The sequence below is a fragment of the Alkalihalobacterium elongatum genome (genome assembly GCF_019024285.1).
GTDB classification, from domain to species: domain Bacteria; phylum Bacillota; class Bacilli; order Bacillales; family Bacillaceae_F; genus Alkalihalobacterium; species Alkalihalobacterium elongatum.
The window spans coordinates 12,184-28,217 of sequence record NZ_WMKZ01000031.1 but is presented as its reverse complement, the minus strand read 5'-3'; the positions used below and the strand labels follow the sequence as shown (position 1 = coordinate 28,217).

The following is a 16,034-nucleotide window of genomic DNA, read 5'->3' as shown; positions in this document are numbered from 1 at the left end:
GGGATTGAGACGCTATTAAAAATGATTAATGAATTACTATATGAATATAAACAACCTAACTTTTTAATAGCGTCTTTTCTAATTTTTTTAATATAATCTATAGAAATAGTATAACAATGCAGTAGTATTTCAGACTGTGATATAAATCACAAAATCGTGTCACATATTGTTCAGTTCACGAATTAGACGTAATTGAACGAGGTTCTTCCATCTATTCTTATTCATCGAAAATTAGGTTCACAATATCATCTGAGACCTCAATATTATAGGTCTTAACTCGACCTTCATCAGGAGCTTGTACATTTCCATCAATTAGTGAGATTTTCCAGTCATACAGTGGGCAATAAACAAAGTGACCGCTGACAAGACCTTCGGATAGGATGCCTCCTTTTGGGTGTGGACTTTTATTTTCGATCGCACGAACCGTACCATCTGTCAGGCGAAAGATAACAATCTCCTCCCCGCCGACAGAAAATACTTGACCAATCATCTCTGGCAGTTCATAAAATGAACAAAGCTTAATAGCTTGTCTTGTTTTCATCATTCTAATCTTCCTCTCTACTTAACAGGCACTGGTATAGTTGTTGTTTTGAAATATGCTTGAAGGATACTTTCATCCTCATTAATTTTTTGCCACGGCTCTTCATAACGACTCACTGTTTTTTGCAGCGTTGCATTTAATTCAGCTCGTTTTTCAGCATCGGCTACTACTTCTTTAATGTGGTCTAACCCAAGGCGGTCCACCCAGTGAGATGTTCTTTCTAAATATTTTGCTGTTTCACGATAATACTGTAAAAAGGCACCAGCCATTTCAAATACTTCTTGTTCCGTTTTGACTTTACAGAAGAAGTCTCCAGCACGTAAGTCTGTACCCCCGTTTCCACCGACATACAATTCCCAACCGCCATCAACTCCAACAACCCCGATATCTTTAATTCCAGATTCTGCACAGTTTCTCGGACAAGCGGATACACCCATCTTGAATTTATGTGGTGTATCGAGGCGTTCAAAGCGTTTCTCTAATTCAATACCGAGACTCATCGAATCTTGAGTACCAAATCGACAGAACTGTGAACCTACGCACGTTTTCACTGTACGAAGCGTCTTTCCGTAAGCATATCCAGACGGCATACCTAGCTCTTCCCACACTTGAGGGAGTTGTTCTTTTTTCAATCCAAATAAACCAATTCGTTGTCCACCTGTTAATTTGACGAGTGGCACATTATACTTATCAGCTACATCAGCAAGCTTTCTTAAATCTTCAGCTGTCGTCACTCCACCGTACATTCTAGGAACAACTGAATACGTTCCATCTTTTTGAATGTTAGCATGTAATTTTTCATTTACAAGACGAGAATTTCTATCATCTTTATATTCTGGATTAATCATACCGAGATAGTAATTTAACGCTGGACGGCATTTTGAGCAGCCTTGCTCTTCATTCCAGTTCAGAACCATAATGACTTCTTTTGGTGAAGTTAATCCTTTATCTTTAATTTCAGCTATGACTTCATCTCGACTAAAAGTTGTACACCCACATAATGTTTCTTTTTGAGCAGTCAATTCATATTCAGAACCTAGTGCATGTTCTAGAATTTCACCAATTAATGGTTTGCAGCGCCCGCATGATCTTCCTGCATTTGTACAACCACCTACTTGCTCAATTGTTGCAAGTCCTTGTTGTTGAATGGCACCGACAATCGTTCCTTTAGTCGTTCCGTTACAACCACAAATAACTTCATTATCTGGCATCGCCCCAACGTCAGTCTTCGCATCCGCTCCTGGCGCTTGTAAGAAAGAGATTGTCGCTTGATCTGAAATATCTTCTTTGTTCGTTAACATTCTAAATAATCTTGAACTATCTTTTGTATCACCATATAAAACAACACCGACAATTCGATTATCTCTAACTAAAACCTTCTTATAGACTCCTTCATATTCATTATGAACTTTTATCGTTTTCGTTGATGGATCATCATAAATTTCTCCAGCTGAAAACAAATCAATTTCAGCTACTTTGAGCTGTGTTCCTAACAATGACCCTTCGTAACCCTCTTCTTTCACCCCACACAAACGATTAGCTAAAACTTTTCCTTGTTCATATAAAGGAGCCACTAATCCATAAACAACTTCTCGGTGTTCCGCACATTCCCCCACAGCGTACACATGAGGAATATTCGTTTCTAGATAATCATTTACTACAATGCCACGATTGATATAAATGCCACTACCTTTAATAAAGTCAATGTTTGGAACAATCCCAGCAGCCATTACGACTAAATCTGCTTGCACTTCACTTCCGTCAGAAAAACAAACACCCTCTACTCGATCTGTTCCCATAATTTCAGTCGTTGATTTTGGCATGAGGAAGTTCATCCCTTGCTCTTCTAAAGCATGTTTTAACATACTAGAAGCAACAGCATCTAGCTGTTTCTCCATTAAATCATCCACTAAATGAACAACATCAACTTCCATACCTAAATGCAGTAATCCTTTTGCAGCTTCGAGTCCAAGAAGTCCCCCTCCAATTACGACTGCTTTTTTATACTGCTTAGCGACTTCCATCATGGTTACACAATCTCCAATATCTCTAAACCCAATGACTCCTGAAAGCTCGGCACCAGGAATAGGTAAAATAAATGGCTTTGAACCAGTAGCTATAATCAGTTCATCATATGGAAGAACTTGTCCTTTATCTGAATAAACTAGCTGTTGGTGCGGATCTACTTTTGTAACCATTTCCCCCGTAAACAACTCAATTCCATTATCTTTATACCAGTCCAAAAGGTTAATGATCGTATCTTCAAAGTTCATTTCCCCTTGGAGGATGTTTGATAATTGGATCCGGTTGTAGTTTGGATGCGGTTCTTTTCCAAAAATCGTTATATCATATAAATCACGGTTTATTTTTAACAGTTCTTCAATAACTCTAACGCCTGCCATTCCGTTTCCTATCATGACTAGTTTCTTTTTCTCCATTTTTTACGACCTCCGTTTGCTCACCATTTCACAAATATATGCGTCAATAACTATTTGTTTATAATGTTTTATGATATCAGTATAGCAAGTACAAACTTGATGAAACTGTGATAAAAATCACACTCTATACATTAAAGTATTACTAATTTGTGAAAAAGTTTTGTTCATGAATTTGTAATAACTAACTTTTTTATATTTTTATAATAGGGATTTCTAGCGCTTATTTAATAGGTTATCTTCGTTCTTTCTACTATATAGCGGCTACGAACCTCACCTCTATTTATTTTTATATGGGGATAATAAGGCTCAACCTTTTTTATTTCCTGTGAAAAAAATCACACTCAACTTTTTTGTTTGGTTGTATCATCAGTTTTGTAAAGAACATCGATGTGAAAAACTAAACAAAAGTATTTGGGGGAATAGATCATGGCGAAAATTACGAAATGGGAGCCAGAAAATGAGAGTTTTTGGGAAAGCGAAGGTAAGAAAATAGCAAGGAAGAACTTATTAATATCCGTATTTTCCTTAATCTTAGCCTTCTGTGTATGGCAATTATGGTCAGTTACAGCTGTTCGATTAAATGATGTGGGCTTTAATTTTACTAGCAGTCAATTATTTACGTTAGCTGCTTTACCTGGATTAACTGGGGCAACATTACGATTATTCTATACTTTTATGCCGGGATTAATCGGTGGTAAGAAAACGACATTACTTACAACTGTTGTTCTTTTAATTCCTGCAATCGGAATTGGGTTTGCCGTTCAAAACCCTGAAACAAGTTTTACTACAATGGTCATCCTTGCTGCTTTGTGTGGACTTGGTGGAGGTAACTTAGCGTCTTCAACAGCTACTCTAAACCCATATTATCCTAAAAAAGCAAAAGGTACAGCTAATGGAATTAACGTTGGTATTGGAAACTTAGGAGTTAGTGTAGTTCAGTTCTTAACTCCAATCGTAATCGGTTTAGGATTTATTGGTGCTCTAACTGGAGGCGGCCAAACTTTAGCAGATGGCAGCGTCGTTTACATTCAAAATGCAGCATTTATTTGGGTAATACCGATTGTCGCTTCTGTTATTGTTACGTTTTTCTTTATGGATGAACTACCTGTAGCAAAACCAAGCATTAAGAGTCAACTTTCTGTTCTAAAAATGAAACATATGTGGATTATGACTTGGCTTTATGTTATGTGCTTTGGTTCATTTATCGGGTTTGCTGCAGCATTTCCATTATTAATCCGCTCTGAGTTCCCGGAAATCGATGTTATGAAGTTTGCTTTCTTAGGTGCATTAGTTGGTGCTTCTATCCGTCCATTCGGTGGTTGGCTTTCTGATAAAGTGAATAGTGGTGCAAAGGTAACATTTTGGACGATTGTCGCGATGATACTGGCAACATCAAGTGTCATTTACTTCTTGAATATTAATAATTTTACTGGGTTCTTAATTTCATTCTTAGTACTATTTGCTGGAACTGGAATTGCAAATGGATCTACTTTCCGAATGGTACCATTCATTTTTGAAGAAAAATTTGCTGCACCTGTACTAGGTTTAATTGCTGCATTTGCAGCATACGGTGCATTCTTTATTCCAAAAATCTTCGGTTGGTCAATTGATACAACTGGATATGCAAACTTAGCTCTATTTATCTTTATCGGTTACTACGTAATCAGCTTGGTTATCAACTGGTACTTCTACTCAAGAAAAAATGCAGAAGTTAAATGTTAACATTTAGCCCATTACTAAGCCCTTCCAATAATTATAATGGAGGGGCTTTTTAGCCTAGATCATAGTAAATTCCCCTCTTCTATGAAATAATTAAATATAGAAGAAATAGGAGGATGACCAATGAATGCTCATCATATCGTAGGTGTATTACTAGCAGGGGGCGAATCACGCCGTTTTGGTGAACCGAAAGCTTTCTATCAGCTGGACGGACAACCATTTTTTCAATACAGTCTTGATGCATTGAAAAAAAACGCGGATGATATCATTATTGTTAGTCAGCCACAACTGATTAAACAAATGCAAGACCATACTTCATATAGAGTTGTATTAGATGAAGAAAAATTTCGTGGTTTTGGACCGTTAGCAGGTATATATACTGCTATGAAATTAGTTCATGCAGAGTGGTATGTAATTCTCCCTTGTGACACTCCATATATTACAGAACATGTAATCAAGCGGTTGGTATCGTATACCAAAATTCATCCAAAAAAAGATGCATTCATACCTAAAGTGGCTGGTAGAAACCAACCATTAATTGCTGTATACAATCGACGGTGCCTTTCTACTATTGAAAAAAACCTAAAAGAAAACCAATTAAAGATGGGGATGTTATTTCAAGCAGTTGAAACGGTCTTTATCGAGGAAGAAAGCTTTAACAATCATGAGGCATTTCGAAATATTAATACAAAAGAAGATATGAACCAAAACTAATACGATTTGAACTTTTTCAGTTTGCAATGGGGCAAAATATAAAAAAACCAAACAAAAAAGTCGCTACAGAGAAATTCGTGCGACTTTTTTTTTATTTGGTTGCAAGTGATTACCCACCACTCACTGGCGGAATAAATGCAACAACGTCGTTTTCTTTTAGGAGAGTATCATTTTTAACATAATCTTCATTAACCGCCACAATTGTACTATCTAATGACCGTAAATTCGGGTATTTTTCTAATAACATCTCTTTTAATTGTAGTACCGTTATTGGTTCACTTTGTATTTCTATTTCCCTTTTACCGACTACTTCCTCTAATTGTGCAAATAACAAAACCTTCATTGCTACACCTCTTTAATGTCAGGCTTACCTGTTTCATATTTTACTTTTTCTAATTGATCGCCGACCCATTCTTGACCGTCTTCCCAATGCTCCTTCTTCCAAATCGGTACAATTTCTTTAATTCTTTCAATCGCATACCGACTAGCTTCATAGGAGTCTGCACGATGAGGAGTCGAAACTGCTATAACAACAGCAATATCAGTAATTTCTAAATCACCAATTCGATGAGTAATAGCTACTTTTGCTTGCGGCCACTTTTCTTGAATTTCATCACCGATTTGTGCAAGCTTTTTTACTGCCATCGTTTCATATGCATCATAACGCAGATATACAGTTTTCTTCTCTCCTGTCATCTCTCTAACAGTGCCAATAAAAGTATTAATAGCTCCTGCATTACGGTCAACTACTTTATTCACGATCGTCTCAATTGAAATTGGTTCTTTTATTATCTCAAATAGTTGCTCACTCATCATTTTCCTCCAATACATTGTTCATAAACCAATTAAAAAAAACATCAATATCATCTAATAAAAAGGTTGGAACCTTTAATTGAGTGGTTAGTTTAATGTTATCCCACAATAACACAGCTTGAATATTTTCGAGTTGTTTCAGTAACTGGAGGTCATCATCTCTTCTTATAATGACAACTTTAGGAAACGGTTCTGTCTTAAACCCTTCGATAATAACGACATCTATATTAATAAACTGTTGAAGCCTAAGAGCATCATCTACCGACCACTTGTTTTCATTATTAAAATGAATTTGTACTGTATTTCCAGCAACAACAGTAGTTCCTTGTGCACCAGCTTCACGAAACCTCGCTGAGTCTTTCCCATTATCTAGTGTAGCTAATCGATTTTCATGTCCATGATGTTTAATAACTGAGACTCGTATGTCTTCATTTTGTAGTCTGACAACTAATTTTTCGATTAAAGTTGTTTTCCCAGAATTACTGAAGCCTGCCACTTGAATTATTTTCATTGCTCTCCCCAAAGCGAGGCACTACCTTCTCCATTTAAAAGGAGAACATCCACTTCCATCCCCCGCTCAAACCCTCTTGTACCACCTGGAAGCATGAGTAGTGCGTTCGCATAAGCGATAGAAGAAACAACACCTGATTTATCTAATCCAACTGGTGCTACTACTAACTTCCCTTTTTCAATCGACACTTTGCTTCTTACAAACCGAGTAAAGGGGTTTGGCTTTGGAAAGTCTTTATCAAGTATAGCCTGCTCTTTTTGCAAATGTACACGATCTGTCTCAAATAAACTAAGAATAGCTGGTCGGACAAAAAGTTCAAAGCCAACAAAACAAGCTGATGGGTTACCTGAAAGCCCAAATAAGAACTTGCCGTCTTTCACCGCAACCGTTGTTACACTACCTGGACGCATCGCTATTTTATTAAACAGGATTTCCGCCTCTAGTTTCTTGTAAATTCCTGGTAGATGATCAAAATCACCTACTGATACACCACCAGTTGTTACTAAAACATCGACTTCAGCTAATGTTTGTTTAATCTTTTGATAACATGTATCAAAATCGTCCGCTAGTTTCCCAAAAAATTTAGGTTCTGCACCTACTTTTTGAATTTGAGCCGCGATCATATACCCATTACTGTTTCTAATTTTTCCTGGTTCTAACGCTTGATCAACTTCCAATAGTTCTGATCCCGTAGCAATAATTCCAACAACTGGCTTTTTAAAAACTGGAACCTTTGCATAACCGAATGTAGCTAGCAATGCGACCGTTCCCTCGTTAATTTTTGTTCCTTTATCAAGTAACACTGCACTATTTTGAACGTCTTCACCTTGTCTAGAAATATTATCGCCAGCGGCTACTTTTCGTTTTACTTGTATGTATGTTTTCTCGTCTTTTTGTACTTCTTTAACGAGCTCAAGCATAATGACAGCATCCGCTCCATTTGGAATTTGCGCCCCTGTCATAATACGAATAGCTTGATTTTGTTTAAGGCTTGCTATAGCAACTGTTCCAGCACCAATTTCTTCTATTACCTCTATAGTAACTGGTTGTTCTGAACTAGCAGCTTTCGTGTCTTCGCTTCGGAGCGCAAAACCATCATACGGAGAGCGATTAAACGGTGGCACATCGTGATCGGCTTTTAGTGGCTGTCCTAAATAACGTCCTAGACATTCTTCAATCGCAACATATTCAATTTCTCCACTTCTCTTTACGAGGTCCATTATTTTATTTACTGCATCTTTTACAGGTATCGGAGTTCTTCTTTCTACCAATGACATATCCTCCCTAAGAACAACAATAATATCTAAATTTCTTCGTTATATAATACTAGCCTTGTATGACTATTATATTTCGACATTAACATTATACACCAAACGCTTCATCATTAATAATGATGTAACGTGCTTCTAACTTAATATATACATGTCGTTTAATGAAGTTTTAATTTAAAAGTAAATGACTAATTTAAAGAGAAAGCTTCTATGTTTTTGAAGGGTGTCACTGGCTCTTTTTAGTGATGTTTTCCTTATTGACTCTGTTCTATAATTTTTTCTATTGGACCGTAACTAGATATTAAAGGCTGTTTATATTAATTTTTACCTTACTAAAAAACATAACTTACTAAACAATATAATCATATCAACTATTAAATTTTTTAGTAGCAGATTTATTTGTCTGGCCATAACGATATCCTCAAACTGTCTCATTGTCCGTAACATGTGAAGACGACTAGGCACCTTAATCACCCTTGGGTTTAATATTAGCACCTATAACTAAAGGTAAATTACTATATGCTATTTAAAGGAATTCGTCTGATCCATCAATTCTAGTTCGGATAATTCAGCTAAAACCACTTGAAAATAATCTTCCTCTTGGATCTCGCAATAACCACTTTCATAGATCCAAAAAATAGTATATACCTTATCTTTGTATTTTACTTTTGTCCCTATCTTCATATTTCCAGCTCCCCTAAATATTTGAAGACACTCTAAGTTGTATCCCCCATACAAATATATGTCTAAGTCTGTCAAATATACTTGCTTGTTTCCCGATTTTCAAAAATCAAAATCGGGAAACTTGTCGATAAATGACGAATGACACTTTCTATTAAGAAAGTGTCATTCATATTACTTATCTTTAAATTTCTAGTACCTTCAGAGTCAACTCATCTTCCCCTAGCTTCCTTAGCTCTAGTAAAGGAAAGTGACAATACATTTTTTGATTTGCATATTTAAATTCAATAACCGACTGAAAAAAATCCTCACGCCGTTGTGAGATCAAGCCACGGTAAAAATAATGAAAACCTTTTGAAAAGTGTGACTCCTTTTCAAGATTTATCTTATCTAATATTGCTACTGCATTATCGTTCTGATTTTTTTGAATATAGTAAAAAGCAATTTCATGTAAATCAAAAGTTTCATTTGATGTAAAATCTAGAAACCCTGGCTCCTTATGCCAATAATTTTGTAGAAAATTAATCGTCTGTTTCGTACTACTTATGTTTGATGAATTATGCTTTTTATAAATTTCAAGTGCTTTGGTTAAATAAGAATACGCAACATCGTAACTTTCACTAATATAAACAATACTAATGTTATGATAGGCTACGGCTTTTGTAAGTTCACTAACTGCATTATCGAACACTAAATTTCCGTTCCTTATAGCTTCATCGCGACTTCCAATATGCATATTAATAAGACCAATTCGACAAAGTAAAGACTTCCTTAAAAACGAATACTTTTTGATTTGTGCTATTCCATCTTCTAAAAATGTAGCAACCTGTTGACATCTATCAATCATATTCATATCAAAATAATTATATATCATAAATACTTTTGATACTACCTTCATTTCTTGCGTTTTTAAAGTCAACTCATCATACATTATATTTGCTTCATTTGGTGAGAGCTGACCATCCATTACCTGCTGATCAATCTCATACGTCTTTGCCCATTCCCGACTAACAGCATTTTGACAGTCTTTCAACTTCTCAATCATGAACATTTTTAATTCATTAAAGCGATTAACCGAAGCATATTCGAGGCTCAATCTAGCGGTCTTACCGTTAGGATTAACGTCCCGTAAGTAGGTATCCATAATTTCAAATTCTTGTTGAGGAAAAGTAAAACGTACCATGTCCAGTAAGCCTTCAAAATTATCTAACTCCCGGTCTTTCTCATTAAGGAATTTATATAAGGAAGACCTGCTCTTCAGGCCAGAAATATTGACTAACTTATTAACGAGTCCTTTTTCTAACTCTATTTTATTCTTAAGCATTTGCTTTAACATATTTAATTGAACCCTTTCATCCAATTACAAAAGAGGTACCCCTCATTAATATTGAATAGATAGTTCTAATTATAACACAAAAAGTACCGTTTAGTTAATCCTTATAGATGAATTGAACTATATATGCAATGTTGTAATTCAGAATTAATTATAAATTTTCTTCCTATTTAAATAATATAGTTGAACAGAATTCCTTACCTTATTAAATGACCAGTATATCATTTACCTAGAATAAATGAAGCATTAGAGGTCTTTGCGAATTTCTCGAATTACATGGCCTAATTCAGGAATTATAATTCGATTCATAGCTAGTTTTACCGCCCCCGAGGATCCAGGCATTGAAAAAACCGCTTTTGAACCGTATACACCTGCAACCGCACGACTTAATATCGCAGCTGTCCCAATATCTTCTGCATAGCTTAAATAACGAAAAATCTCCCCAAAGCCAGGCATCTCTTTTTGTAATAGGTCTTTAACTGCCTCATATGTAGTATCACGTAACGCAATTCCTGTACCACCATTTATTAGTACTGCATCAATATCGGCCCGAGTTTCTGCATGTTTAAGCAGTGCTTGAATTCCTACATATTCATCCTTTACTATTTGGTACTCTGTTATAACATGGTTATTTTCTTCCAGTAATGATTTAATTAACTCACCACTTTTATCAGTTTCTAGTGTTCTTGTATCAGAAACCGTAATGATCATACATTTTACTGATTTAGGCGCTTCTTTTTTATGTTCAATTGTAGACAAATAAGGTACCCTCTCTCTAATTAGTTTATTTATAAAATTATATCAAAGTCGAATAAAATTACATAATTACACCCTTTGAAATTTAGCATTTCAATGATCATTCATGTTAAAATTGTAACAGTTATTTAAGGAGGAAATCATATGAGTAAACTTACCCATTTCAATGAACAAGGGCGCGCTAAAATGGTCGACATCTCTGAAAAGGAAATCACATCAAGAATAGCTATCGCTCATTCAAGTATAAAAGTAAATCAAGAAATCTATACAAAAATAATTGAAGGAACCTTTAAAAAGGGCGATGTTTTAGCTGTAGCTCAAGTTGCTGGCGTTATAGCAGCAAAAAACACATCTGACTTGATCCCGATGTGTCACCCTTTACAATTAACAGGTGTAGATATATCGTTTCAATGGGAAACAAAAGATCCTGATCACTACGAATTACATATTGAAGCGACTGTTAAAACGACAGGAAAAACTGGGGTTGAAATGGAAGCATTAACCGCAGCCTCCGCTACAGCATTAACCGTTTACGATATGTGTAAAGCAGTAGATAAAGGTATGATTATTGGTCAGACGTACCTTGTACAAAAATCTGGAGGAAAAAGTGGCGATTTCAAAAGATAAAATAGAAGAGAGAGCATTTTATTTGCTGAAGTAAAGATGTTTTAAGTCTGGGCTGTTACTTTTTCACTCCCGTCTTGAAGTTCGGGATAACTTCTTGCTTTTTCTAACAATCTTGACTATGCGTGCCTCTCGCTTAGTACTAGAATAGGATTACCCTAAGTACACACCTAAAAAAAGAGATTTAGCACAGCAGCTAAATCTCTTTCTTTTATTATATTAACCGACAGTAGTTTCTAAGTCTTCGATCGGCTTCTCTAAATATTTACGATCTTTTCGAGCATTAAAGCGGTCTGCTTTTTCAACAGAGACAGCGATGTTGTAATCAGGAATACGAGCGTATTTTTCATAACGTCCTCTTGGAAGTAAGAAGTTTCCTTCAGGGAAGTGAACTTCAACGTTTCCACGAGCGATATCTACGAATTTAGCTCTTCCTTGGAATACCCCGAATCCGTTATAAACGACAACACCTTCACCTTCAGTAACTCGTAATTCTTTTGCATCTTCAGCATTCATTAATACATCGTATCTTTCCGCATTATTAAATGAATCTTTTGTGCTATATACCATTGAGTTGAACTGTTTTCCACGGCGAGTCGTTAACAAATATTGGCCTTTTTTCATACCAAGATCAGGGATTTCGACAGGGATTAAATTTCCTTTTCCATCTGGAGTAGGACAAATTCCATCTTCACATAACCAAGCGCCACCCCATTGGAACACATCACCTTGTTTTTTCAGATGCTGTACCCCTTCATAACTTGGGTTTGCTTTTGCAATTTCAGCACGAACATCATCAGCATCTTTAAAATCTACTAAATGGGCCATCATCGGGTTTACACGTTTAGCTAGATCAATATAAATCTTCCACTCTGTACGTGCTTCTTCAATTCTATTTTTGTTTCCTTCAATTTCAGGAGAGAAGTATACCATTCGCTCTGTAGATGTTGAAGTCCCGCCACCTTCTTGCTCATAACGTGTTTTTGCAGGTAATACGATAACAGCTTCTTTAGCATCTATAAGCGTTGAAGTATTTAAGATAATATCTTGGTGGACACGGATTTCGAGCTCTGATAAAGCTTTCTCAACAAAATGAGGATCAGGCATTGTCTCTAAGAAGTTACCACCAGACATGTAATATAACCTTACTTTTCGTTCGTGACCTTCTGGGAGAACGATATTTTCAAGTGTGATACCAACCGTGTCCCCTTGCCATTTCGGAAGTGTAAAGCCCCATAGCTTTTCGATACGTTCAATATTTTCACCGTAAAAATCTCCACCAGGTAATACGAATGGATCAGCTCCCATTTCGCCACTACCTTGTACACTAGAGTGACCACGGAATGGCATTAAACCAGCATGTTTTCGCCCTAAGTACCCACGTAATAATGCAAGGTTAGCTACTTGTGAAATGTTATCTGTTGCAAACGAATGCATTGTTAAACCGAGTGCCCAAGCAAATACTGCATTCTTACTTTTTGCAAGTAACTCAGCTAATTCTATAATTCTCTCTTTTGAAATACCAGAAGACTTAACGATTTCATCCCAGTTTTGTGCTACAACATTTGCTTTTAACTCTTCATAACCATTCACGTGCTTTTCAACAAACTCATGGTTAATTGCAGAACCGTGTGCTGTTTCTTCCATCTCGAACCAATGCTTCATAATACCATGCATGAACGCAATATCTCCACCGATGTTGACTTGATAGAAATCATCAGCAAGTTTCGTTCCAAAAAGTGCTGATTCTACATTCGAAGGAATCCAGTAATTTTCCATCGCTGGCTCTCGATATGGATTGATTACAATAATCTTCGTTCCTCTTTTCTTCGCTTCTAACATATATTTAGAAGATACAGGTGAAGCGTTAGATGCTACACTTCCCCAGAATAAAAGAACATCTGTCCCAATCCAATCTTGATAGTTTACAGTAGATGCTCCTACTCCAATCGAACGCTTTAAAGCCGTTTTACTCGGTGAGTGACATATACGTGATGCATTATCAATATTATTTGCTCCTAAGAAACGCGCTACTTTACCCGCTACATAATACGACTCATTAGTAATACCACGTGAAGTTAAATAGAACGCATACTGTTTCGGATTTAATTTTTTCATCTTGCCCGCAATCATATCCATAGCGTCATCCCAAGTTAAGCGTGAAAACTTTCTCTCTCCTTTTCTTCGGATTAATGGATATGGAATTCTGCCTAACTTACGAAGTTCCGTGCTGTCGTATTTTTTTAATTCATCAATATCAGCGTGTAAAATTTCTTCTTTGATAGCTGGCATTGTATTTAATCGTAGAACGTTTAGACGTGTAGTACAAAGATGAGGCCCCGTTAAAGTTTGGTCATATAACCCAGCCACTCCAAGGGCACAGCCATCACAAACTCCTTTTGAAATAATTCTAGAGGCATAACCTAAGTTATCTTTATTATCCCAAGCAACTTTGATTGAATCTCTAATATGTTTTGGTTTTATTTTACCTAATCCAAAAGGAACTGGACTTACCCAAAGACTTGGATCTGGCATTTTTGCTTTCTTCATAGGTCCTGGATGTTTTGTTTTTCCCATAATTAACACTCCTTAATTCTCACATAACCTGTTATTTATTACTTATTTAAATTGTCAGTATTTTAGAAATAAAAAACCACCGAAATTCCTATTTCTTTGATGAAATGGTAAGTCGGTGGTTGAGTCTTCTGCAGGATCGCTGCTAAGTACCAAACCTAGCTATTCGGTTTACAAAATTTTTCTTCTATATCTTCATCAAATACAAAGATGGACATGCCTAAATCTTTTTCAATATTAATATCAACAAAGAGTTCGACAAAATTACATTGTAGAAACTCTTCCATCTCAGCAGGCGGGTTTTTACGATACATTTCTTTGACCATCTCTGTTCTAGCAGCACGTAGCATTTGCTTGCCTTCGTCCGCTGTTGCAATAAATTTTTCAATTGGAGAAAGGTTTCCTTCCATCTCGCAAATCGCCCAGTTTTTACAAAACTTTGTATTGATTTTGCTAGGGCCTTTCCCCATATGTTTTTTTCGAAAAGAACGTACTAAATTACTAAATTCAGCTTCATATTTGTTCATTAACGTCAACCCTTTTAATTGTTCTACTAAAAGAGTAGTCTTCTGAACTTTAATTGTCAACTCGCCAGCTTGTTTTCAGCTCTGTTTTGTTGTTCTCTCAGTCTCTTAATATCAAGACGAATAATTAAAGATACAGCTAATGCTGCAACAAACATCGCTGCAAAGATATATAGTGTTCCTGCATAACTATTTGTCGTTTCACGTACATAAGATGCAATGATCGGACCAGCTAGTCCAGCAGCAGCCCATGCTGTTAAAATGTATCCGTGGATGGCTCCAAGCTGCTTTGTTCCAAAAAGATCACCAATATAAGCAGGTATAGAAGCAAACCCACCACCATAACAAGTTAAGATTAAAAATAGTACAACTTGGAATAAAATTGCATGTGTAATACTCGGTAATAATAAGAATGTTACGATTTGAATAGCGAAGAATGCTGTGTAAACATTTGGTCTTCCAATGTAATCAGAAATCGATGCCCAACCGAGACGGCCGATCCCATTAAATAATCCCATTAAACCTACCATTGTTGCTGCCGCTGCCGCTGATAGACCCGCAATTTCTTGTGCCATTGGAGATGCGACAGAAAGAACTGCGATACCACATGTTACATTGATAAATAACATAACCCATAAATAGTAGAAGCGTTTTGTTTTAATTGCTTCGTTTGCAGTCAACTGTGATAAGTCAGCTGCTGGCTTTTTAGCACCTGAAGCGACTTGTTGTTTAAATCCTTCTGGCATCCAGCCTTCTGGCGGGCGCTCAAGATACAAGGCTGAAGCCGTCATAATGACGAAATAAACAGCTCCTAAAACAAAGAACGTATTCGCTATACCAACTGATCCAATTAAGTTTGCCATGATCGGACTGGCAATCATCGCTGCAAATCCAAATCCCATAATTGCAAGACCTGTTGCAAGACCCCGACGATCAGGGAACCATTTTACGAGAGTTGAAACTGGTGTAATATACCCGACACCTAATCCAATACCACCTAAAGCTCCATACGTTATATAAAACATTGTTAAACTTTCCATATTAATCGCTAATCCGGCACCGATTAAACCAATTCCAAAGAATGTTGCCGAAACAAGGCCAGATTTACGAGGTCCATGCTTTTCTACGAAGTGTCCCATAAATGCTGCTGATAATCCTAAAAATAAAATAGCAATACTAAATGTTAAAGAAATTGCGCTTAAACTCCATCCGAATTGTTCTTGTAGCGGATTTGTGAATACACTCCACGCATAAACCGAACCGATAGAAATATGTATTCCTACCGCGGCTAAAGCGATTAACCAACGATTTTTTGTCTTTCCCACTTTCATCTTCCTTTCGTTCTCTCATCTATTTTGGACAAAAATAAAACCGACGCTTGTACCTTACGTTTTGATCGAAAACGTTTTCACACACAAACATTTCAACCATAGTAAGTATACAGCGACGGTTAGTAGCAAGCAGGAACTCTACTTTATGACCAACATAATTCGCGTTTATCTTGTAAACATTTAAATCGATGACAGGGTCGCTAT

15 protein-coding genes are annotated in these 16,034 nt (G+C 36.4%); 3 read left to right on the top strand and 12 right to left on the bottom strand.

Annotated elements, in window-relative coordinates:
- Positions 1 to 217: 217 nt before the first annotated feature.
- Both nirD and nirB read right to left on the bottom strand, forming a co-directional pair.
- Positions 218 to 544, bottom strand: a complete 327-nt coding sequence (nirD, locus tag GKP30_RS20360; RefSeq protein WP_216831306.1) for a nitrite reductase small subunit NirD — start codon at positions 542 to 544, stop codon at positions 218 to 220.
- 14 nt (positions 545 to 558) lie between these two features.
- On the bottom strand, positions 559 to 2,979 hold the full coding sequence (gene nirB, locus GKP30_RS20355) for a nitrite reductase large subunit NirB (protein ID WP_216831305.1): 2,421 nt from the start codon (positions 2,977 to 2,979) through the stop codon (positions 559 to 561).
- Positions 2,980 to 3,405: 426 nt separating this feature from the next.
- Here nirB and GKP30_RS20350 point away from each other — a divergent pair, with 426 nt between their 5' ends.
- Both GKP30_RS20350 and GKP30_RS20345 read left to right on the top strand, forming a co-directional pair.
- Positions 3,406 to 4,701, top strand: a complete 1,296-nt coding sequence (locus tag GKP30_RS20350) for an MFS transporter (RefSeq protein WP_216831304.1) — start codon at positions 3,406 to 3,408, stop codon at positions 4,699 to 4,701.
- A 120-nt stretch (positions 4,702 to 4,821) separates the two neighbouring features.
- Positions 4,822 to 5,412, top strand: coding sequence for a molybdenum cofactor guanylyltransferase (locus GKP30_RS20345; protein WP_216831303.1), 591 nt, complete (start codon positions 4,822 to 4,824; stop codon positions 5,410 to 5,412).
- 109 nt (positions 5,413 to 5,521) lie between these two features.
- Here the strand turns inward: GKP30_RS20345 and moaD are convergent, their stop codons facing one another.
- From moaD to GKP30_RS20310, 7 genes are all read right to left on the bottom strand, one after another.
- The gene (gene moaD, locus GKP30_RS20340; RefSeq protein WP_216831302.1) at positions 5,522 to 5,755 is read right to left on the bottom strand and encodes a molybdopterin converting factor subunit 1; all 234 of its coding nucleotides are present in this window, start codon (positions 5,753 to 5,755) and stop codon (positions 5,522 to 5,524) included.
- A 2-nt stretch (positions 5,756 to 5,757) separates the two neighbouring features.
- Positions 5,758 to 6,225, bottom strand: coding sequence for a molybdenum cofactor biosynthesis protein MoaE (locus tag GKP30_RS20335; protein ID WP_216831301.1), 468 nt, complete (start codon positions 6,223 to 6,225; stop codon positions 5,758 to 5,760).
- Positions 6,218 to 6,736 carry a molybdopterin-guanine dinucleotide biosynthesis protein B gene (gene mobB, locus GKP30_RS20330; RefSeq protein ID WP_216831300.1) on the bottom strand — a complete coding sequence of 173 codons (519 nt, stop codon included), beginning with the start codon at positions 6,734 to 6,736 and terminating at the stop codon, positions 6,218 to 6,220. Before mobB ends, GKP30_RS20335 begins: the two co-directional genes overlap by 8 nt.
- Positions 6,733 to 8,007, bottom strand: coding sequence for a molybdopterin molybdotransferase MoeA (locus tag GKP30_RS20325; RefSeq protein WP_216831299.1), 1,275 nt, complete (start codon positions 8,005 to 8,007; stop codon positions 6,733 to 6,735). Before GKP30_RS20325 ends, mobB begins: the two co-directional genes overlap by 4 nt.
- A 522-nt stretch (positions 8,008 to 8,529) precedes the next feature.
- Positions 8,530 to 8,691, bottom strand: coding sequence for a hypothetical protein (locus GKP30_RS20320; protein WP_216831298.1), 162 nt, complete (start codon positions 8,689 to 8,691; stop codon positions 8,530 to 8,532).
- A gap of 181 nt (positions 8,692 to 8,872) precedes the next feature.
- The gene (locus GKP30_RS20315) at positions 8,873 to 10,048 is read right to left on the bottom strand and encodes an AimR family lysis-lysogeny pheromone receptor (protein ID WP_216831297.1); all 1,176 of its coding nucleotides are present in this window, start codon (positions 10,046 to 10,048) and stop codon (positions 8,873 to 8,875) included.
- A gap of 219 nt (positions 10,049 to 10,267) precedes the next feature.
- A complete protein-coding gene (locus GKP30_RS20310; protein ID WP_216831296.1) occupies positions 10,268 to 10,780 on the bottom strand; it encodes a MogA/MoaB family molybdenum cofactor biosynthesis protein in 513 nt (170 codons plus the stop codon).
- A 141-nt stretch (positions 10,781 to 10,921) separates the two neighbouring features.
- Here GKP30_RS20310 and moaC point away from each other — a divergent pair, with 141 nt between their 5' ends.
- Positions 10,922 to 11,404, top strand: coding sequence for a cyclic pyranopterin monophosphate synthase MoaC (moaC, locus tag GKP30_RS20305; RefSeq protein ID WP_216831295.1), 483 nt, complete (start codon positions 10,922 to 10,924; stop codon positions 11,402 to 11,404).
- 216 nt (positions 11,405 to 11,620) lie between these two features.
- Here moaC and GKP30_RS20300 read toward each other — a convergent pair whose 3' ends face one another.
- The 3 genes from GKP30_RS20300 to GKP30_RS20290 all read right to left on the bottom strand — a co-directional run bounded on the left by GKP30_RS20300 (position 11,621) and on the right by GKP30_RS20290 (position 15,824).
- A complete protein-coding gene (locus GKP30_RS20300; RefSeq protein WP_216831294.1) occupies positions 11,621 to 13,978 on the bottom strand; it encodes an FdhF/YdeP family oxidoreductase in 2,358 nt (785 codons plus the stop codon).
- 155 nt (positions 13,979 to 14,133) lie between these two features.
- Positions 14,134 to 14,502, bottom strand: coding sequence for a DUF2294 domain-containing protein (locus GKP30_RS20295; protein ID WP_216831293.1), 369 nt, complete (start codon positions 14,500 to 14,502; stop codon positions 14,134 to 14,136).
- 56 nt (positions 14,503 to 14,558) lie between these two features.
- Positions 14,559 to 15,824, bottom strand: a complete 1,266-nt coding sequence (locus GKP30_RS20290; protein WP_216831292.1) for an L-lactate MFS transporter — start codon at positions 15,822 to 15,824, stop codon at positions 14,559 to 14,561.
- Positions 15,825 to 16,034 lie beyond the last annotated feature (210 nt).